Annotated in this window: 16 protein-coding genes; 11 read left to right on the top strand and 5 right to left on the bottom strand. The window is 66.3% G+C overall.

Features of this window, described 5'->3' with window-relative positions:
- Positions 1 to 13: 13 nt before the first annotated feature.
- The 8 genes from NFX52_RS08325 (at position 14) to NFX52_RS08290 (ending at position 9,437) form a co-directional block, all read left to right on the top strand.
- A complete protein-coding gene (locus tag NFX52_RS08325; protein ID WP_156358780.1) occupies positions 14 to 1,768 on the top strand; it encodes an ABC transporter ATP-binding protein in 1,755 nt (584 codons plus the stop codon).
- Positions 1,699 to 3,087, top strand: a complete 1,389-nt coding sequence (locus tag NFX52_RS08320) for an MFS transporter (RefSeq protein WP_207401939.1) — start codon at positions 1,699 to 1,701, stop codon at positions 3,085 to 3,087. The genes NFX52_RS08325 and NFX52_RS08320 overlap by 70 nt, the downstream gene beginning before the upstream one ends.
- Positions 3,084 to 4,910, top strand: coding sequence for an ABC transporter ATP-binding protein (locus NFX52_RS08315; RefSeq protein WP_055399666.1), 1,827 nt, complete (start codon positions 3,084 to 3,086; stop codon positions 4,908 to 4,910). Before NFX52_RS08320 ends, NFX52_RS08315 begins: the two co-directional genes overlap by 4 nt.
- A gap of 274 nt (positions 4,911 to 5,184) precedes the next feature.
- Positions 5,185 to 6,471, top strand: a complete 1,287-nt coding sequence (locus NFX52_RS08310; RefSeq protein ID WP_055399735.1) for a recombination directionality factor — start codon at positions 5,185 to 5,187, stop codon at positions 6,469 to 6,471.
- A 2-nt stretch (positions 6,472 to 6,473) separates the two neighbouring features.
- Entirely contained in the window at positions 6,474 to 7,751 is a 1,278-nt protein-coding gene (locus NFX52_RS08305; RefSeq protein ID WP_055399664.1) for a metallophosphoesterase family protein, read from the top strand.
- 55 nt (positions 7,752 to 7,806) lie between these two features.
- The gene (locus tag NFX52_RS08300) at positions 7,807 to 8,313 is read left to right on the top strand and encodes a MarR family winged helix-turn-helix transcriptional regulator (protein WP_055399733.1); all 507 of its coding nucleotides are present in this window, start codon (positions 7,807 to 7,809) and stop codon (positions 8,311 to 8,313) included.
- Positions 8,304 to 9,086 (top strand): hypothetical protein, encoded by a 783-nt coding sequence (locus tag NFX52_RS08295; RefSeq protein ID WP_055399662.1) that lies wholly within the window; start codon positions 8,304 to 8,306, stop codon positions 9,084 to 9,086. Before NFX52_RS08300 ends, NFX52_RS08295 begins: the two co-directional genes overlap by 10 nt.
- Positions 9,087 to 9,098: 12 nt before the next feature.
- On the top strand, positions 9,099 to 9,437 hold the full coding sequence (locus NFX52_RS08290) for a DUF6616 family protein (protein ID WP_055399660.1): 339 nt from the start codon (positions 9,099 to 9,101) through the stop codon (positions 9,435 to 9,437).
- A 76-nt stretch (positions 9,438 to 9,513) separates the two neighbouring features.
- Here NFX52_RS08290 and NFX52_RS08285 read toward each other — a convergent pair whose 3' ends face one another.
- The gene (locus NFX52_RS08285) at positions 9,514 to 9,987 is read right to left on the bottom strand and encodes a hypothetical protein (RefSeq protein ID WP_055399658.1); all 474 of its coding nucleotides are present in this window, start codon (positions 9,985 to 9,987) and stop codon (positions 9,514 to 9,516) included.
- A gap of 362 nt (positions 9,988 to 10,349) precedes the next feature.
- Between NFX52_RS08285 and NFX52_RS08280 the strand changes: the two genes are divergently transcribed.
- The 3 genes from NFX52_RS08280 to NFX52_RS08270 all read left to right on the top strand — a co-directional run bounded on the left by NFX52_RS08280 (position 10,350) and on the right by NFX52_RS08270 (position 14,390).
- On the top strand, positions 10,350 to 12,839 hold the full coding sequence (locus NFX52_RS08280; protein WP_202907187.1) for a DNA repair protein: 2,490 nt from the start codon (positions 10,350 to 10,352) through the stop codon (positions 12,837 to 12,839).
- Positions 12,840 to 13,084: 245 nt separating this feature from the next.
- Positions 13,085 to 13,672 carry a hypothetical protein gene (locus tag NFX52_RS08275; protein ID WP_202907186.1) on the top strand — a complete coding sequence of 196 codons (588 nt, stop codon included), beginning with the start codon at positions 13,085 to 13,087 and terminating at the stop codon, positions 13,670 to 13,672.
- Positions 13,656 to 14,390: a Fic/DOC family protein gene (locus NFX52_RS08270; protein WP_055399654.1), complete on the top strand. Its 735-nt coding sequence runs from the start codon at positions 13,656 to 13,658 to the stop codon at positions 14,388 to 14,390. The genes NFX52_RS08275 and NFX52_RS08270 overlap by 17 nt, the downstream gene beginning before the upstream one ends.
- A 457-nt stretch (positions 14,391 to 14,847) precedes the next feature.
- On the opposite strand, the gene radC is transcribed toward NFX52_RS08270, so the two are convergent.
- The 4 genes from radC to NFX52_RS08250 all read right to left on the bottom strand — a co-directional run bounded on the left by radC (position 14,848) and on the right by NFX52_RS08250 (position 18,516).
- Positions 14,848 to 15,576 carry a RadC family protein gene (radC, locus tag NFX52_RS08265; protein WP_055399652.1) on the bottom strand — a complete coding sequence of 243 codons (729 nt, stop codon included), beginning with the start codon at positions 15,574 to 15,576 and terminating at the stop codon, positions 14,848 to 14,850.
- 339 nt (positions 15,577 to 15,915) lie between these two features.
- On the bottom strand, positions 15,916 to 16,587 hold the full coding sequence (locus NFX52_RS08260) for a hypothetical protein (RefSeq protein ID WP_238385666.1): 672 nt from the start codon (positions 16,585 to 16,587) through the stop codon (positions 15,916 to 15,918).
- Positions 16,588 to 16,595: 8 nt separating this feature from the next.
- A complete protein-coding gene (locus tag NFX52_RS08255; protein WP_055399650.1) occupies positions 16,596 to 17,822 on the bottom strand; it encodes an SAM-dependent methyltransferase in 1,227 nt (408 codons plus the stop codon).
- A 112-nt stretch (positions 17,823 to 17,934) separates the two neighbouring features.
- The gene (locus tag NFX52_RS08250; protein ID WP_004355083.1) at positions 17,935 to 18,516 is read right to left on the bottom strand and encodes a hypothetical protein; all 582 of its coding nucleotides are present in this window, start codon (positions 18,514 to 18,516) and stop codon (positions 17,935 to 17,937) included.
- Positions 18,517 to 18,596: the final 80 nt, after the last annotated feature.

Below are 18,596 nucleotides of genomic sequence, written 5' to 3'. Positions count from 1 at the left end.
CCCGTGGCGGATCATGCAACCGGTGCGCAGGCGCATCCAGTTCGCCATGGCCCTGTCTGCGCTGGCCACACTGTGCCAATTCGTCGTGCTCGGGGCGCTGGCCTGGATGGTGCGCGCGCTGCTCACAGAGACCGACCCAGATCCATGGCCTTGGCTGGTGCTGGCCGCGCTCGGCACGGTGCTGTTCCTCGTGCTGCGCATCACGGCCTTCAACCAGTCCCACTACGCGGCCTTCCGGCTGGAGACGATCCTGCGCACGCGGGTGGCCGAGCATGCGGCCCGCGTGTCCATGGGTGAGGTCCAGCGCCTGGGCTCGGGTGCGCTGGCCAAGGTCATGCAGGACGACGTGAATGCGCTGCATGTCTTCGTGGCCGACAGCACACCGCTGTTTGCTCGCGCCGCCGTGGCACCTCTCGCAAGCCTGGCGCTGATGTTCGCGCTCGACTGGCGTCTGGCGCTGGCCGCGCTGGGCGTGGTCCTGGCAGGCCTGGCCGTGCTGAGCCTGGCCATGCGCGACCGGACCGAGATGGTGCGCCGGTACAACGAGGCGCGCGAACAGGTCAGCGCCGCTGTGGTGGAGTTCGTCCAGGCCATGCCGGTGGTCCGCACCTTCGACACCGGTCAGTCCACCTTCGGCCGCTACCAGCGCGCACTCGACAGTTACCTGGACGTGCTCGTGCGCTGGTACGCGGGCGCGGCGTTCAGCGCGCGTTTCGGCATGGCGGCCATGAGTGCGCTGCCCACGCTGGCCGTGCTGCTGGCGCTGGGCGGCTGGCTGTTTCAGGCCGGCCGGCTCGACTTCGGCGCCTGGCTGGCCGTGCTGCTGCTGGGCGCCGGCGTGGCCGAGGCCATGCTGCCGCTGATGACGCTGATGCATCTGGTGGACAAGACCATGTTGTCGGTGCGTCGCATCCAGCAGGTGCTGGAGTTGCCCGTGCTGCCGCAGCCCGCGGCGGCGCAAGAGCGCGCGCCTGCCGACGCCAGCGTGCGCTTCGAACACGTCTGCTTCAGCTACGGTGCCGATGCCGCCGAGCCCGCGTTGAGCAACGTGAGCTTTTGCGCGGCGCCGGGCACCGTCACCGCGCTGGTGGGGCCATCGGGGGCGGGCAAGACGACCGTGGCGCGCCTGATCCCGCGCTTCTGGGACGTGAACGCCGGCCGCGTGCTCGTCGGCGGCGTGGACGTGCGCGAGATGAGCGCCGACACCTTGATGCGGCACGTGGCCTTCGTCTTCCAGGACACCTTCCTGTTCGCCAGCAGCATCGCCGACAACATCCGCCTGGGCCTGACCGAGGCGACGATGGACGAGGTGGTCGCCGCGGCCACCGCGGCGCAGGCGCACGAGTTCATCAGCGCGCTGCCGCGAGGCTATGACACCCCGGCCGGCGAGCGCGGCGTATTCCTCTCGGGTGGGCAGCGCCAGCGCATCACCATCGCGCGCGCCATCTTGCAGAACCGGCCCATCCTCGTGCTCGACGAGGCCACCGCCTTCGCCGACCCGGAGAACGAGGCCGCGCTGGTGCAGGCGCTGTCGGCCTTGATGCGAGGCAAGACGGTGCTCATGGTTGCGCACCGCCTTGCCACCATCCGCGACGCCGACCAGATCCTGGTGTTCGACCGCGGCCACCTGACCGAGTTCGGCACGCACGAGGCGCTGCTGGCAGGCCAAGGCGCAGCACAAGGCGTTTATGCGCGCCTGTGGGCCGGCTACGAGCGCGCCCAGCACTGGACCTTGCACACCACTCCCGGCACAAAGACCCCCGTATGACCACTCCCGCCCCTCAGACCAATCGCCGCGACGACGCATTGCTGGCCGTTCTGTTCTTCGCCCAGGGCCTGCCCACCGGGCTGGCCTGGCTCGGCTTGCCGGCGTGGCTGCGCAGCCATGGCGCCGCGTTGGACACCATCGGCCTGGTGAGCCTGACCTTCCTGCCCTGGGCGCTGAAATTCCTGTGGGCCGCGCCGGTCGAGCGCCTGGCGGTACGGCTGGGTTGCGGCCGCGTCATCGCCGCCACGCAACTCGCCGCGGCCCTGGCCTACGCCGTCCTGGCGGCGGTGGACCTGCGCACGCACTTCCTGCCCGGGCTGGCGTTGCTGACCCTGCTGGCCGCCGCCTGCGCGACGCAGGATGTCGCCACCGATCGCCATGCCATCGTCCGCCGAGGGGCAGTCGGCGCTGCACGCATCAACACCCTGCGTTTCGCCGGTTTCACGGGCGGCATGCTGGCGGGCGGCGCCGGTCTGCTGCTGGCCGGCGCCACGGCGGGCTGGGCCGCCTTCATGCTCGCCTGCGCGTCGGCCATGATCATCGCGGCCGCCATGGCGATGCGGATGAAGCCGGCGGCGCGGACACCGGGCGGTGCACCCGAACATCGAGCCCGGGACGACGCGGCGCGGGTGCGCCTGCGCGGCTTCTTCGAGCGTGCCCACCCCTGGACGCTGCTCGCGCTGGCCCTGTTGTTCAAGAGCGCCAGCGCCGCCAGCGAATCCATGGTCAAGAGCTTCTGGGTGGACCACGGCGTCACGCTGGAGCAGGTGGGCATCATGACCGCGGTGAACCTGGGGTTGTGGGGACTGGTGGGTGCTCCGCTGGGCGCCTGGCTGCTTGGCCGCAAGGGGCTGTCCGCGCGCGGTGTGGCAGCCGGGGCGGGTCTGTGTGTGGCGCTGCTGCTGGGTCTGCTGGCCGCATGCATCCACGGCGGCCTTGGCATCACCTGGCTGCCGACATCGGGCATCGAGTGGGATTGGGTCTACGTGCTGCTGCCAGCGCTGCAGGCGGTGGCCGACGGCGTGGCATCGATGGGCTTCTTCACCGTATTCACCCGTGCTGTCATCGGCCGCCAGCCAGGCACCGACCTCACGCTGGTGATGTGCGCCGAGAGCCTCGGGGGCCTCGCGCTCGGCGCGCTGGCCGGCGTCTCGGCGGCGCGCCTGGGCTACGCGGCACATTTCGCTCTGGCCGGTGCGGCCTACGCCGCCTACATCGCCTGGGCCTGGCGGGCACTTCCGCGCGTGGATGTCCACGCTGCGGTGGACGAGCGCGCCAGCCAACCCTTCACCGTCACGCCGGCCCGAGCCCTGCCATGAGTACCTCAACCATTGTCCACTCCGCCCCCCTCGCCACCTGGCGCCAACTGCTGCAGCGCCTGCTGCGCAGCACCGGAGGCGAGGCACAGGCGCTGTGCGCCAGCCTCGCCGGTCTGGCCGCAGCTGCCGCCGTTCAGGGCTTGGCGTTGGCCTGCGTGTTTCCAATGCTTGCCGCGCTGGTGGGCACCGCGAACCGCGAACCCGATGGCGCCGCCGCATCGCGCTGGCTGCTCGCCTTCGTGGCGCTGGCGCTGATCGCCTCCGCGCTGCGCTGGCGCGCCCAGGGCTTCGATTTTCACGGGCACATGGCGCGCGCCACCCATGCCCTGCGCACGCGGCTGGGCGAACAGTTGCGCCGCATGCCGCTGGAAGCCATCCAGGACAAGCGCGCCGGCGAGCTCAACGCCGCCCTGCTGGGCAACGTGGACGAGAACTTCAATTACACCCTGACGGTCGCCAACCTGATCGCGCAGGTGCTGGTCATGCCGCCGGTGCTGGCACTGGCGCTCTTGGCCGTGGACTGGCGCCTCGGTCTCGCGCTGCTGCTGGTCTATCCGCCCGTCGTCGCGTTGTACCGCTGGCGCCGCCCCTACCAGGCGCGCGGCATGCGCGCGCTGGAAGACGCCCACCGGCGCGCCAACGCCGACATCGTCGAATACGCGCAAGGCCTGCCAGTGCTGCGCGCCGCACGCTGCGAGGGCGAAAAGGCCGCCGCGCTGCAAGCCTCGTTCGCGCAGGTCGAGCGCGTGCAGACCATCGGCCAGCGCAAAGCCGCCGGGCCGAAGATGATCTTCGCCAGCGTGGTCGAGCTCGGACTGCTCGCCACGGCCGCAGCGGGCGCCAGTTGGGTGGCGGCGGGCACGCTGGAGCCGGCCCTGCTGGCCGCATGGCTGGTCGTACTGGTGCGGTTCTCCGAGCCGCTGGCGAACTTCCTCAGCTACACCAACATCGTCGAGCTGGTCGAGGCGGCCCTGGACCGTATCGAGGCGCTGCTGGCCGTGTCCCCGCTGCCGCAGCGCGTGCCGGCGCGCACGCCCACGACGTTCAACGTGCAGTTCGAAGGCCTGCGCTTCCATTACGCGGGCCAGGATCCAGCCTGCGATGCGCCTGTTCTCTGGGCCTTCAGCGCCGATCTGCCCGAGCGCGGCATGACCGCGCTGGTCGGCCCCTCCGGCTCGGGCAAGACCACGATCACGCGTCTCTTGATGCGCCACGCCGACCCCCAAGCGGGCCGCATCCTGATCGGCGGCGTCGACCTGCGCGAGATGACGCCCGATGTACTCAATGGCCTCGTCTCCACCGTGTTCCAGGACGTGTACCTGTTCGACGACACGGTCATCGCCAACATCCGCATGGCCCGCCCTGATGCGAGCGACGAGGCAGTGCGCGAAGCCGCCCGCGCCGCGCAATGCCTCGACTTCATCGAACGCCTGCCGCAAGGCTGGGATACGCGCCTGGGCGACATCGGCGCGCGCCTGTCCGGCGGCGAACGCCAGCGCATCTCCATCGCCCGCGCCCTGCTCAAGGACGCACCCATCGTCATCCTCGACGAGCCGACCGCGGCGCTCGACACCGAGAGCGAGCTGGCCGTGCAGCGGGCCATAGACGCGCTGGTGGAGAGCCGTACGGTCATCGTCATCGCCCACCGGCTTTCCACCATTGCGGCGGCCGACCGGATTCTGGTCATCGATGGCGGTCGGCTCGTGCAGCAAGGCCGGCACGACGAACTCCTTGCCAGGGAAGGGCGGTACCGCGCGATGTGGGCAGCTCAGCAGCGCGCCAAGGCCTGGCATGTTCGGCAGGCTGCTTTGGCCGAACAGTGACTATCCGGTCCACCGGGACCCCTTCCATCCCGCCAGCGTTCATCAGCGCCAGCGAGGTCAGACGACACGCACGATCGTGCAGAGGTGCCATGAGCGGCGCTTCAGCCTCGGCGTTCCGTTGAACTTGCATTTCACGCAAGGGGAAATCGCGAGGGCAGGGACGGGCCGACGCTTGTTCCGGTCGGGAGGAGAGGGCGTTCGCGGGCTTGAAAGGTGGTAGCGCGCTGAGAGCATGAATCGTCGGCATCTGCCGAGGTTCATGAAGGAGCGAAACATGGCGAACACCATCGTCACCGTTCAGGGCGGTTCCGTCGCGCAGCCGACACTGCTGGGCCAGGGGCCTGCACGCATCCCGACCGGCGGCAAGATTCGTCCGGGCATCATGGTGCTCACCAAGCGCGCGGCTGAGATGCCGAAGGCGAAGGAGATCTACAGGCAGGGCGTGGCCGATGGCCATTCGTTCGAGCAGATCGAGCGTACCTTGAAGGAGGCGCTGCCCCAACTCAAGTCGCCGCTGGTGCCGCGCAATGTGCCCTGGTTCACGGTACGGGCTCAGGATTTCTCCAACCCGGAGGTCGCGCAACAGATCCTCGACGCTTACGGCGAGGAGCGGGGCCAGGGGCGCCGCCTCTACCGCTTCCCCGTGGTGTTTCCGGCCGATCACTGGCAGAGCGTCATGCCCCACGAGCTGGCTGCCTGGGGTACGCACGAGAAGCGCTTCTGGTCTCAGTATTCGGCCGATGGCGTGACGCGCCATTGCATGTGCCACGCGCCGGTTCCGATGGACCACACCGGCCGGCGCACGATCCGCATCTTCGGCGGACGCAAGACAATGCTGCGCGAGGACAACGGCGGGGTCTGCGATCCCGAGTCCTGCCCGGAATACCAGGCGCGCCAGTGCAACCTGACCGGCCGCTTCCTTTTCTTCATCCCGGGCATCCGCACCATCAGCGCGCTGGAGCTGCCGACGACGAGCTTCTATGCGATGAGCAATGCGTTCCAGCGCTTCCAAGCCATCGGCCACATGCGAGGCGGCCGGATCTCAGGCTTCCTTGACTGGGCGCGCGAGACCTTCTATCTCACCAAGGTGCTGCGCGAGGTGCCGCACATCGACGAGAACGGGCGCGCCGTGCGCGTGCCGCAGTGGATCATCGAGCTGGAGGCGCCGATCGACGTGACCGCGCTCTTGCGCGACGGCGAGGATACGGAAACGGCCATCATGCAGGCGAGCCTGGCCGAGCAGGTGCTCGAAGGCGTGCCGGCGGGGCATCCGGCTGCAGCCGACAAGGCCATTGAGGGCGATGCGAAGCCGGTGGACGTGGCCGCGCCCATGCGCCCAGGCCATCCCACGCTTGAACAGTTGCTGGGGCGCGCCGAGGCGATGGGTCTGGATGCTGGGCGCTTCCAGCAGTACGCCGACCGGCGCTGGGGTCGGGGCTGGAAGATCAACCCCCATGGCCGCGGCCGCGCCTGGGACGAGTTGGAGCGCTACACCAATGATCCGGAAGGCTACGCCGACAAGGTCGACTGTGTCCTGGGCGCGATGGCAGGGAGGGCTTGACCATGCGCATCGCTCACTTTTCCGATCTGCACTACGGCGCTGCGACGCTGGAGGAGGCGGATCGGTGCTTTGGGGCTGCGGTCGATCGGGCGATCGCCGAACGGGTCGAGGCGGCGATCCTCTCGGGGGATGCCACCGACCACGGCCTGGACCTGCATGAGCCGGCCACCCTCAAGCTTCTGGCGCAGGTGCGCCGGCTGGCCGACCATTGCCCGGTGCTGATGCTGCAGGGGACGTTTTCGCACGAGCCGCCGGGGACGCTTTCGGTGTTTCGGCTGCTGGGAGCGCGCCATCCGGTGCATGTCGCCGACCGCATCGAGCAGGTTGCGCTGACGCGGGAGGGCTTTTGGCAGGCCTCCAGCAGCTGGCGCTTCGAGGACGTGCCGATGGGCGCGCGGCTGCTGCTGTCATGCGTGCCGACCATCAACAAGGCCGTAGTCGCAGCCACCGTCGGCGCGGTCGATGCGCCCCAGGCGGTGGGAGAGCACCTGGCGCTGCTGCTCGCGGGCTTTGCGCCCACCAACCGGCGGGCGCGGGCACAGGGCATTCCGACGGTCGCTGTCTCACATGGAACTGTGTTCGGCAGCCTCTCCGAGCATGGCGTGCCGATGGCGGGTTTCGACCACGAATTCAGCACCGGCGTGCTGTTCAGCGCCGAAACCCAGGCCGTGATGCTGGGCCACATCCACCGCCATCAATCCTGGGAACAGAACGGGCCGGCTGGCCGCCAGTGCATCGCCTATGCCGGCTCCATCGGGCGCTTCCACTTCGGGGAGGAGGGCGAGAAGGGTTTTCTGCTTTGGGAGGTGAGCGCCGATGCCGGGGCGTGCATGCTGGTGCCGACGCCGGCGCGGCGCACTATCGACATCGTGTTCGAAGGGCGACCGGATCTGGAGGCGCTGCGCGAGGCCATCGCCAGTCACGGGGTGGAGGGGGCGCATGTGCGCGTACGCTGGACAGTCGCGGACGAGGATCGCCACGCGGTCGATCGCGCCGCAATCAGCCGATTGCTGGCAGGCGCTGCGCAGGCCAAGCTGGAAGGGCGGATCGTCCCAGTCGTGCGGACCCGGGCGCCGAGCATCAGCCAGCTTGGCACCCTGGCCGACAAGGTGCGGCGCTGGGCGGAGCTCACTGGCGTGGAGCCTGCTTGTGTGCTGAAGTGCCTGGAAGCACTGAGCGAAGAGGGGCCGACTGAGATCGTGGAGCATCTGCTCCAATCGATTGGGATGAGAGCGCTGGTGAAGGAATATGCCTCGACATGTGCGCGCGTGTTTGTTTGAATCGTGGAAGGCGGAATGCCTATATAATTAGGCGCCATATGATATGGTGGCTAATGTGAAGTTCGATCAAAAATACCAAGCCCTACTTCAAGAGGTGCAGCGGCGGGGGCTCCCTGATGTGGAGGGAATCCGGCTGTGCTTTCAAGTGCTGTCGCTCGCGTCTTCTATTGATCGTGACTGTGCGCGCTTGCTGGCGCCCCACGGCCTCTCCGAGGGCCGCTTTGTGCTGATGTTCCTTCTAGAAGCCGCCAGCGATGGATTGGCTCCCAATGAACTCGCCAAACAGGCAGGCGTAACACGTGCTACGGTCACGGGACTCCTTGATGGCCTGGAACGTGAGGCGTTGATCGAGCGTCGGGTCGATAGCCATGATCGCCGGGCTTTGCGCATCTATTTGACCCGTAAAGGCAAACAGGTGGCAGTGAGGGTTTTTGATTCGCATGGGCGTTGGATTGCAGGCTTGTTCAGCAACCTGACTATCCATGAGCGTGGCCACCTTGCGCTGCTGCTCGATAAGGCTGCTGGCAACCTTTGCGTTGGTGGCGTAAAGACATGCAGGTGAGTCGGTCTGCCGCTCGCAAGGGGGCTACGCGTGGGACCGACATCTCTCCTGACATCCTTGACGGATTGTCGCGCGGCGTGTTGCAGAGCGCGACGCTCGTAGAGTGCCTCGCAGTAGATCAGGCTCGCCTGCTGCGTGCAACCTTTCCTGAACTGCCTCAGCGGTTACTGGCTGAGGCAGACGAGGTGTGCCCACTTGGCATCCTGAAGCGGATGGCGGGGATCGGCGCTGTGCTGCTGAATGCTCTGGGGGCGGCAGGTATCGATCGCTGCCGTACTAGCGAATCGGACACAGTGCGTGGCTGGGCTTGTTTCATGATTGGTGCGCAGGTTCAGCAGGATCTATTGGCGCGTCTCGCCGCCATCCAACCGCTTGCTGACGACGCGCATTTTGGTGTTCGCGAGTGGGCCTGGATGGCACTACGACCACACCTGACAGAGCAGTTGGAAGTGTCTGTCCAGCAACTGTCGGTCTGGACAGCCTCTCCTTCCTGCCGTCTGCGACGCTTCGCCAGCGAAGCTTTGCGGCCGCGTGGCGTGTGGTGCGCGCACATCTCTTTGTTCAAGGACGAACCGAACCGTGGCTTGCCCATTCTGTCGCCGTTGCGTGCCGATCCATCTGCGTATGTGCAGGACTCCGTAGCCAACTGGCTTAACGATGTCGCCAAGGATCAGCCCGACTGGGTGCGCAGCCTTTGCGCACAGTGGCTTCAAGGCAAGCCCGCCGATGCCACACGCCGAATATGCCAGCGGGCTCTGCGTAATTTGAAATGAAAGGAACAACTTATGTCGCACTATCTCATCGAACTCTACACTCCCAATGCCGCGTGGCAGGTATTGTCAGCCGATCAGCGCAAAAAGTTCTTGGATGGTATTCAATCTGCCATGAGTGAGCTGTCTAAGCTGGGAATTGAAGTGCTGGCACTTGGCGAAAACGATCGCAGCATTGCGCAGGCTAGCGAGCACCGCTTCGTGGGAATCTGGCGCTTTCCAGATCAGCAGGCGCGAAATGTACTTTTGGGGGGAATTTTGGCTAGCGGCTGGTACAACTACTTTGACCATGTGAATGCCGCCAGTGATGCGGGCGGCTTCGAGGGGCACTTGGTTGCCTTGGCGAGGGACTGAGCTTTGCGGTTCATGGGGTTGTCTCCAGAGACGGGAAATAACCTGACGAGGCTTGACCTGGAGCGGCAGACCCGGCCTACGCGGAAAACCAAAGCGGGAAGGCCGCGAGGAGCTGGCTGAACGTGTGCTCGGCAGGCAGTGCGGGCAATTGCCCGGTACGGAAGGCCGCCGGAATGTCGTCCTGGCTCATCTCGCCCTTGCGCACGGCGCAGTTCAGAACCTCCAGGCGTTCGAGCCAGATCAGCTCGTAGCGCGCGATGGCGTCCCATTCGGCCGGCGTATTGCTCTCCAGGTCGAAGGCGTAACCGGTGGCGATCGGGTCGGTGTCCTCATAGCGCACGCACACCTCGCGGTAACTGCCGAAGTCGTGCGGGAAGGACTTGATGACCAGGCCGGCCTGGCAGTCGGCCGGGACGGGATGCAGGCGTTCCAGCATGCGCTTGAACAGCTGGCATTCGCGCCGGGAGCGTTCTTCGTAGTCGGGGCGGCCCACCTGGGCCGCGTTTTCTTCGCATGGCACGGGGCCGATGTTCATGATCTGGCTGGGCATCGAGGTGTCTCCAAGAAGAACGGGAACACCTCCCCGCGCCGGGAACGTGTTCCCGGGATTGCGGGGTCCGCGAGGTGCGGAAATCAAAGGCAGGTAACGGCTACGCCGCCCGGCACGCGGCCGGGTTCCCCGTCCGGGGCTGGAAGGGGGGGCGATCATCCGATCGCAAAGGATGAGGGAGGTCTGCTGGGGCTGGGTGAATCGGGCAACGGGGTGCGCGGCAAGGCGATGCGCACAGGTTCGAAGGCGCGTGATTTCCGGGTGCCGTGTGGACGTTTCTCGACAAGGCGCCACTCGCTCGCCCCTTGAAGCGGTGCGCGCCGGTGGGAAGCTGAAGGCTCTGACCTTTGGAGCCCGATGCGATGTATCCCCTCTCGCTCACCTTGAAGGGCTTTCGCGGCATCCGCGATGGCCTTGGACTCGACGTACTGACCCTCGACCTGGAGCGGCTGGCGGGCGATGCCGAACTGGTGGCGCTTTCCGGGGCTAACGGCCGCGGCAAGAGCACCATCCTCGACAACCTGCAGCCTTTCCAGACCCTGCCGTCCCGCACGAGCCTGGCGGGGCCGGGCGGCTTCTCCTACTACGATCACGTGGTGCTGCCGGAAAGCGAGAAGGACCTGGTATGGCTGCACGAGGGGCGGCGCTTTCGCTCGCAGATCGTGATCCGCAACAACGGCCGGCGGGCGACCGATGCCTTCCTCTTCGAGGCCGATGCAGAGGGGCGTTGGCGTCCGGTGGTGCTGCCGGATGGCACCCTGTCCGATGGCAAGACCGGCACCTACAACCGCTGTGTCGAACACTTGCTGGGTAGCGCCGAGACCTTCTTCACCTCTGCCTTCAGTGCCCAGGGCAAGCGCCAGCTGAGCGCCTACCAGAACAGCGAGATCAAAACCCTGCTCGCCGACCTGCTGGGGCAGGAGCACATCCGGAACGAAGGGAAGAAGGCTGCGCAGGTGGTCGACCTGCTGAAGGCTGGTCTGGTCGCCATGCGCCAGCAACAGGCGAGCCTGGACGAACAGCTCCTGCGCCTGCAGGATGAGTACCAGTCCTTGGGAGACACCGGCACGCGCATCGCCACACAGGCGCGTGCCCGGGTGGAGGCCCTGCGTGTGCAGGAAGCTGCCCACACGCATCTGGCCCGCCAGCAAGCGGTCTTCGAGCAGGCGCGGGGCCTCGAAGCCCGGCGCACCCAGTTGAATGGCGAGCGCAGTGCCCTGATCGGCACGGGCAAACAGGTGATCGAGGTCATCGCCGACCAGGCGCAAGCTCAGCGACAACGCTTGGTGCGCCTCGAACAGCGCATCGCCCACCGCAAGGCGCAACGGTCGGCACAACTCCAGACCCTCGACCGCCAGCGTCGGCAATGCGACACGGTGCTGCTGGGCGAGGCGGCAGTGCGGCGCGCAGGCCGTCGGCTGTCGCTGGCAGAATCCGTGGCGGCCCGCCGCGCCGAGCGGTTGCAGTCTGCACGCCATCAGGTGCAGGAACTCAGCCGATGCACGGCCGCATGGGAGTCGGCCAGGCAGCGCCTGAAGGCGATCGAGCGTGAGGCGGGGCAGGCCGCTCTGAGGGCGGAGGATCTGGCGCGCCGGTTCGGGCTCGCACGGGAGGTGCCTTGCGCCGGGACCGACCTGCAGGGGCGGTGCAAGCTCCTGGGCGACGCCCGCGAGGCGCAGGGGTTGATGCCCAGCGCCCAGGGGGCGATCCGGCGCTTGTCCGCCGACAAGGCGGATGTCCAGCGGCAACTGAGCGAGCACGAGACGCAGCGTCGGGCCCTGACGCAGGCGCCCCAGGTGTTGGCGCATGCCGAGCGGCGGGAAGCCATCGCCCGCGATCGGGCAACCCGAAACGGCAGGTTGGCCGCCCGGATGGGCGAGATTCAGCAGACACTGACCCGACGCAACGACATCGAGCGGGAACTGGCAGCGCTGACGCAAGCCGGAAGCCAGGACGGCGAGACCGATGAGGAACATGCCGAGCGCCTCGACATCAGGGCGACGCTAAAGGCGCTGGAAGCACAGCACGAGCAGCAGGCCAAGCACTACCGACAGGGGCTCGATCGGCTGGATGAGGTACTGGCAGCCTTGCCGCCGGCCTTCGACGGACGGGTTCTGTCCGAGGCGGAGCGAACCCTGGCCGCAGCGCAGGCTGCATTCGCCGAGGCCGAGCGCGCCCACCTGCAAGCGGTGCGGGATGCCGAAAGGCGGACCGCCCTGGACCGCCAGCTCCGGGACAGGAAGCGGGAGCGGGCGGATGCAGCGGCACGCATCGCCCAGGTGGAGGCGCAGCTGGGCAACTGGAGCCTGCTGGTCAAGTGCCTGGGCAACGATGGCCTGATCGCGCTGGCGATCGACGATGCGGGGCCCGCCCTCGCGGGCCTTGCCAACGACCTGCTGTTGGCGAGCTACGGCCCGAGGTTCACGGTCTCACTGCTGACCCAGGTGGAGAACCGCAAGGGCGAGCAGCGAGAGGGCTTCGTCATCGAAGTCCACGACGGGGAGTCCGGGCAGAGCAAGCGGGTCGAGCAGATGAGCGGTGGGGAGAGGATCTGGGTGAACGAGTGCCTGGTGCGTGCGGTCGCCCTGTACCTGTCGCAGAACAGTGGCCGCTGTTACGGCACGCTCTTCAGCGACGAGGTCGATGGCGCTCTGGACCCGGCGCGCAAGCGCATGTTCATGGCGATGAAGCGCGAGGTGCTGCGCCTGGGTGGGTATGCGCGGGAGATCTTCATCTCCCAGACGCCGGAACTGACGTCCATGGCCGACGCGGTGATCAATCTGGACGCCTGGGGGCCTCCCACGATGAAAGCGTCGGCCCCGCCAACTGAGTCGGAGTATCAAGGGGCATGATGGGCGTCACGGCTGGTTACAGAATGGACAACTGATGCCGGTTTTCCGGCAAATTTTGAACATGTAAGTTATTGTCGCTGCGTGGAAAAATGGAATTTCTATGGGGTGAGTGTTAAAATTGAATTTGTGACCTTGCAAGGGGTGTTCGTATGAAGCTGGAGGATCGGATGCGCCAGTCGATTAGGCGTCGATCAGGCTCCGTCGTGCTTCGCTCGGAAGTTGCTGCTCTAGGGAGTCGGACGCAGGTGACGCATGCTCTGGGAGCTCTGTTGCGCGATGGGGAGTTGCTCCGTCTTGCAAATGGCGTCTATGCCAAGGCGAAGCGCGAAAGCCCGAGCGGGCGAGTACGTCCCCTTGGAAATCTGGAGGAAATCGTTCGCGAGACGGCCCAGAAGTGGGGATTGGTTCTGCGAGGGATGGTGTCCTGCAATGAAGCTGGCGGAACCGAAGATGGTGCAGTGGCTCTCTTGGCGGAGACCGATTCGCCGAGGATTTCGCGCAGGCTGGTGATTGATGGACAGCTCGTCAAATTCCGAAGCCGTCGTCGAAAGCATCGTGATGTCGAGGCGCATCGGTCGCTGGTGATCCCGGCGTCGGGCGTCGCGCGCTTCGTTCAAGACCTCGCGCGTCGACTCAAGGTGGCCTACGTCCCGAGCTCGATGGATCAGTGGGCGGAGACAGTCACGCATCTGGCTGGCGATGAGGTCAGGTCAGACAGTACTCAGGATTTGCTTGTTGCACTCAAGCGGGCTGGAAAGTTGTCCAAGGAGGAGGTGGCAGCGCTGACGATCAGGCACCTTCGGGAGCGCAAACAGCATGTTCGACCCGTTTAAGGACTTTGACCGGGCCGGCTACCTTCGAAACCTGTATGGCGAGAAGGATCCTCAGATCGTGCGGGAACTGGAGCACACCTTGTTTCGAACTGGGTTGGACGAGGCGCTCGCCCATGTTGCGAAGCGCCAGACGCTCGGATACTCAGACTTCCTTGCCGTTCATCGAATCCTGTTTTCGGCGTTTTATCCTTGGGCCGGGCAGGATCGTGCTGCGACTGTGCCCAACATCGCGGTTTCCAAAGGCAACACCGTGTTTGCCCATCCTCTTGATGCTCGACGGGCGGTTGAGGAAGGATTGCGCATCGGGCAAGACAAGGCTGCCTTGCGGCAGCACCCGGGCGAGGTCATGGGATGGTTCGCCTTCGGTCACCCCTTTCTCGATGGCAATGGTCGGACGATGCTGATCATCCACAGCGAACTCTGCCATCGAGCTGGTTTTTGCATTGAGTGGCAGCGCACTCGCAAAACGGAGTACCTTGCGGCGCTGAGCGCGGAGATCGCATCCCCCGGGCAAGGCCTCTTGGACGGTTACCTGTTGAGCTTTGTCGGTGCCGCACGCGAACGCCAACTGTGGGGTGGGGCCATCGACGGCATCCGAGGGCTGGATGGGCGGAGTATCGAGGACGCGGTCGATGGCGAGTACACCGACGTGCGTGTCATGCAGAAGTACCAAGCGTTTGAAATGAGCCGAGCCATGTCCAAGGCCGACCGGCGTTGATCGTCCGGCTGGCTGGAGTCCCGTTGGCACCATGTCCATTGCGGATAGCGCAGCCTTTCATGCCAGGGCGCAGGCCCTCTCTACTTCTCGTTGATTCCCGGACATCGCTGTTGAACGGAAAAAGAAAACCGCCTTGGCGAACCAAGGCGGTGAAAGGTCTGCTTGCTACAGGGAGGAGATAGCAGGGAGGTGCAGACCTGACCGTCGAATTATCACCTTGATTCCGCGACGCACAGACTGGGAGTCCCTTGTCGTGGGGGCATCATGGTTGATGCTCCGGGCGTGTCAGAGGAGGGGGGTGATGAACCTCGGCTCGCCTGGGCTTGCGCCGAGCGGCCTTGCTGAAGTCCATGCCGCAATCCCGGCAGCGGAACCAGCGCAGGTTGCCGAGCTGGCCCAGCGCGACGCCGGGGCCTGCGCACATAGGGCAGGAGGGAGGAAGGCGTGTGCTCATCGCTCAGATCAACCCGTGTTCGGCAAACGAGTAGTGCCCCTCAGCGGCCACGATGAAGTGGTCGATGACGCGGACGTCGATGAGCGCCAAGCTGGTCTTCAACTGCTGGGTGATCCGCTGATCCGCCATGCTGGGTTCCAGGCCGCCGCTGGGGTGGTTGTGCGCCAGGGCCAGGGCCGCAGCCCCGTGGGCAAGTGCCTGTTTCAGGACCTCTCGGGGATACACGCTGACCTGGGTGAGCGTCCCCCGAAAGAGCTGCTCGACAGTGATCAGCCGATGTTGGGAATCCAGGTAAATGACGAGGAAGACCTCGTAGTCCAGCCCCGCGCAATGCAGGCGCAACCATTCGGCCAGTTGCTTGGGTGAATCCATCACCGGACGTCCCTGCAGGTCAGTCAGCATGTCGCGGCACAGCAGTTCCCGTGCAGCGAGCAGGCGCCGGGTGATCCCGGCTTCCAGGGCGGCCGGCAAGGCCAGTGGGAGACTTGCGTCGCAGGCTTGGCTCAGCTCACCCGGTCCGATGGGAGGCATGGGGGCAAGGAGTTCGCCCAATAGCCTGGCGCGGCTGAGCTGTCGTGGGTCGAAGCCGGTGCCTGCGGTGGGTGCGTCTGTCGGTGTGGCGACGCAGGCTGTCGCTGCGGGTTTCGGCGCGGTTCCGCCGATCACCGACTTGATGGCGTTGCGGATCGCTGCGGTCAGCACGGTCCAAAGATCCATGCGAAGGTTGCTCATGGTGTTCTCCTGATGGACGGAACACCAGACCTCCCTCGGGACCGGTGTCCCGAATGGATGGGAGGAACCAGCCGCGTGCGCGGCCGGTACGAAAGGGCAGGTGACGACTGCGACGCCGGGCGTACCCGGAATGGCTCCGCGATGGAGCGCGAGTGATGAGGCATTGTCTCGCGGCGAGGGTGGGTTCGTGATGGGGGAGGGCGAAACGCCATCCGCAATGCGTGGCAAGTGAAGACGCTTGCGGCTGACGTGACCATCGTTTTCAGGAGCCGCATCTTTCCGCACAAAAAGCGGCCCCGACCACCCGTGTGGGGAGTCGGGGCCGTAAAGTGAGGGCAGCTACTGGAAGATGCGCGGCTCGACCGTCTCGCCGCGCATGAAGGCGACATAGGCACCGGCCTTGCCGATGTCCCAGAAGCACGCCACAACCTGTTCGTCATGGAGCACCTCCCAGGGGCGTTCCGTGTCGTCACTCGGCCGGATCAGCAGGTCCGGCGCGCGGTACCGGGGATGGCGGAAAAGGAACTTCCCGCTCTCCCAGTCGATGATCGCCAGCAGGCAGGCCGTGAGGACGGCGATGCCGCCGTCGGCGCCCGGCTCGATCAGCAGCGGCACCTTGAGCGTTCCCGTCGATCGGCCGATCCGGCCGACCACGTCATGCTCGTCGAGCCAAGTCCGGCCTGTTGCGGTGTCGCCCAGGATCAGACGGACCTTCGCATTGGCTTCCCGGCACCGTTCCAGGACCCGGGCGGCCTTGGGATCGGTCGCCGGATCGAAGTAGGTCTTGCGGCTCAAGGGAGACTTCCCCCAGGCGTCCACGGCGGCCAGGTACTTCTGGTAGCCGCTGAGCGCCCGGAAATCCGCTTCATTGAAGGCCAGGTCCGGGCGTTTCAGGCGCTCGGCCATCTGGTTCGCGTGGTCGCGCGCATTGGTGAAGCCGAAGCACGTACAGCCGTGGCCATGATCGAGCACGTAGAGCTGCTGCTCGGTGTTGAGGGTGACGTTCACCATGGCACACCTCACGCGTTCCGCCCGGCTTGGCGGCCCGCAGGTGCACCGTCGACCGGTTTCACGGCCCGCAGGCGCAGGACGGAGACGTTCGTTCCGGATGCCCTGAAAGCGCCGGCCGGCAAGGCCTCGACCTCGGCGCCGATGTTGTCCACGAAGGCGCGGAAATTGCGTTGTGCTTTCGTGCGTCCGGTACGCCAGCCCGGCGAGGTCAGGCTCACCAGCACGCCCCCCGGACGCAGGAATCGCCACATGTGGATCACGTGGGTGATGTCCTGGTCCTTGGTGAACGGCGGATTGGCGATGACCCCATCGAAGAGACCGATGTCGGCCAGGCTCAGGGACAGGAAATCCCGTTCCACCACCTCGAAGCCCTTGTCGCGCAGGATCTGCGCGCTCGGGCCATGGTTTTCCACGGCGAGCACCTTCGCTCCGGCGGCGCGGGCGGGCTCGGCCAAGGCACCTTCTCCGGCCGAGGGTTCGAGCATCCGCTTGCCAGCGAGGTCACCCAGGTATTCAGCGGCCCAGGCCACCGTCCCGGCGGCCAGATCCTCCGGGGTGAAGAAGGCTTGCCGCGCCTTCTTAGGGTTGGGCTTCTCGCCACCCCGCAATCGGGTCAGCACCTCCTTGACGTCGATGGCCGCGCCGAACTGGAAGCCGTTGCGGCTGTAGACGCCTCCAGCCGCCAGGATCAGTGCCTTGATGCGGGCGTAGTGCTGAAGCCGCCGGGCGGGCAGCTCGATGCGTTGCCCCTTCGCGCGCAGCAGGGCCATCTCGCCTTGCAGCGACGAGGTGTCGATCTCGGCTTCCGAGTCGGCGTCCTTGTCCGGTTCGGGCGCTCGCAGTTGCCGGGCCGTCTTCTCGAACAGCGCGGCTTGCTCCTCGGTCATCTGGATCAGCAGGCGCGAACCGAGGATCTGCTGATACTTCAGCCACAGGCAGCGCTGCGCCGGGAGGTACTCGATGTACAAATCGTCGGCGACCCGAACAGTGCGCAGCGAATAGACCACCCCGCTCGCGAGAACTGCCTCGATCAGCCGCTCATAGAGCTTCAGGGCGATCTGCGGCCGGGGACTTGGCTTGTGGGTGGCATCGGACCCGGCGGACTCGGGGATGCCGAAGATCCTCAGGACACTGCGGTCGTGGGGCTCCGCCGCGATCACGCCGGCGAGGATGCGCGGGAACTGCTCGGTCGCGAGGACCGGGGTGGGCGCGTCGGCCCAGAATGTGGAGGGCATGCTCAACTCCTGATGAAGACGTGAGATGCCCTCGCCCGTAGGGGGAAGGCTCCCCCGTCGGGTGGATGAAAAGACCGGGTGGTCTGGGATCAGTGACGAGCGGCTCAGGTACTCAGGCGACCTGCCGCAGCGCGGTGAAGAGTTGCTGTGCCGGCGCCGGCTCCCCGTTCTCGAGGGCCTGGCAGGCGCGGGCGACGTGCGCTTGCACGACAGGCATCGGCTTCTCGATGGCCTCGATGCGCAGCAGCACCGTGCCGTAGTGCGAGCGCACGGTGAGCGTGCCCCGGCCATCGGCCCAGCCGGCTTCGGTCAGATCGGCCGGATCGGCCTTATGCCGATCGGCGGCTACCTGGACGGCCAGTGGGAAGCTCTCGACGACAGTCACGTCCTCGAGGTCGCCGTAGTCGCGGTCGAAGAAGCGGACTTCGTAGTCGCTCGGGCCGGGCGGCCACAGGCCGTCCAGGTCCGGCAGCGGCGGCATGGGTGGCATCGTGCCGGTGTCGATTGGCCGGACAACCTGATCGTCGATCAGGCGGTCGAGCTTGAGCAGCAAGGCATCGGCATGGGCGCGATCGTCCAGGATCAGGGCTGTCCGCAGGCCCAGCACCTGCTGAATCATCTGATGCAGCTCCTGGGCAATGGCGCGTTCGGCGCGCTGTTCGATCGAACGCAGGATGTCGGTTGCGGTGCTCATGGTGGTGGGCTCCTTTCGAGTGAGCGAAATTTGTGGAGGTCACCGTGCGGGCACGGCGATGGGGGGTGAAAGCCCGCGGC

The organism is Acidovorax facilis (assembly GCF_023913775.1).
In the GTDB taxonomy this organism is placed as follows: Bacteria; Pseudomonadota; Gammaproteobacteria; order Burkholderiales; family Burkholderiaceae_C; genus Acidovorax; species Acidovorax facilis.
Note: the sequence above shows the minus strand (reverse complement) of the source record. Positions and strands in the feature narration are given on the sequence as shown.

What these genes read in the sequence shown, in the direction of transcription:
- NFX52_RS08305 (WP_055399664.1), top strand. Translation starts at nt 6,474, where the DNA reads ATGCGCATCGCTCACTTTTCCGATCTGCACTACGGCGCTGCGACGCTG.
- NFX52_RS08250 (WP_004355083.1), bottom strand. Translation starts at nt 18,516, where the DNA reads ATGAGCACCGCAACCGACATCCTGCGTTCGATCGAACAGCGCGCCGAA.
- NFX52_RS08255 (WP_055399650.1), bottom strand. Translation starts at nt 17,822, where the DNA reads ATGCCCTCCACATTCTGGGCCGACGCGCCCACCCCGGTCCTCGCGACC.
- radC (WP_055399652.1), bottom strand. Translation starts at nt 15,576, where the DNA reads ATGAGCAACCTTCGCATGGATCTTTGGACCGTGCTGACCGCAGCGATC.
- NFX52_RS08295 (WP_055399662.1), top strand. Translation starts at nt 8,304, where the DNA reads ATGCAGGTGAGTCGGTCTGCCGCTCGCAAGGGGGCTACGCGTGGGACC.
- NFX52_RS08310 (WP_055399735.1), top strand. Translation starts at nt 5,185, where the DNA reads ATGGCGAACACCATCGTCACCGTTCAGGGCGGTTCCGTCGCGCAGCCG.
- NFX52_RS08260 (WP_238385666.1), bottom strand. Translation starts at nt 16,587, where the DNA reads ATGGTGAACGTCACCCTCAACACCGAGCAGCAGCTCTACGTGCTCGAT.
- NFX52_RS08285 (WP_055399658.1), bottom strand. Translation starts at nt 9,987, where the DNA reads ATGCCCAGCCAGATCATGAACATCGGCCCCGTGCCATGCGAAGAAAAC.
- NFX52_RS08315 (WP_055399666.1), top strand. Translation starts at nt 3,084, where the DNA reads ATGAGTACCTCAACCATTGTCCACTCCGCCCCCCTCGCCACCTGGCGC.
- NFX52_RS08325 (WP_156358780.1), top strand. Translation starts at nt 14, where the DNA reads ATGCAACCGGTGCGCAGGCGCATCCAGTTCGCCATGGCCCTGTCTGCG.
- NFX52_RS08290 (WP_055399660.1), top strand. Translation starts at nt 9,099, where the DNA reads ATGTCGCACTATCTCATCGAACTCTACACTCCCAATGCCGCGTGGCAG.
- NFX52_RS08270 (WP_055399654.1), top strand. Translation starts at nt 13,656, where the DNA reads ATGTTCGACCCGTTTAAGGACTTTGACCGGGCCGGCTACCTTCGAAAC.
- NFX52_RS08280 (WP_202907187.1), top strand. Translation starts at nt 10,350, where the DNA reads ATGTATCCCCTCTCGCTCACCTTGAAGGGCTTTCGCGGCATCCGCGAT.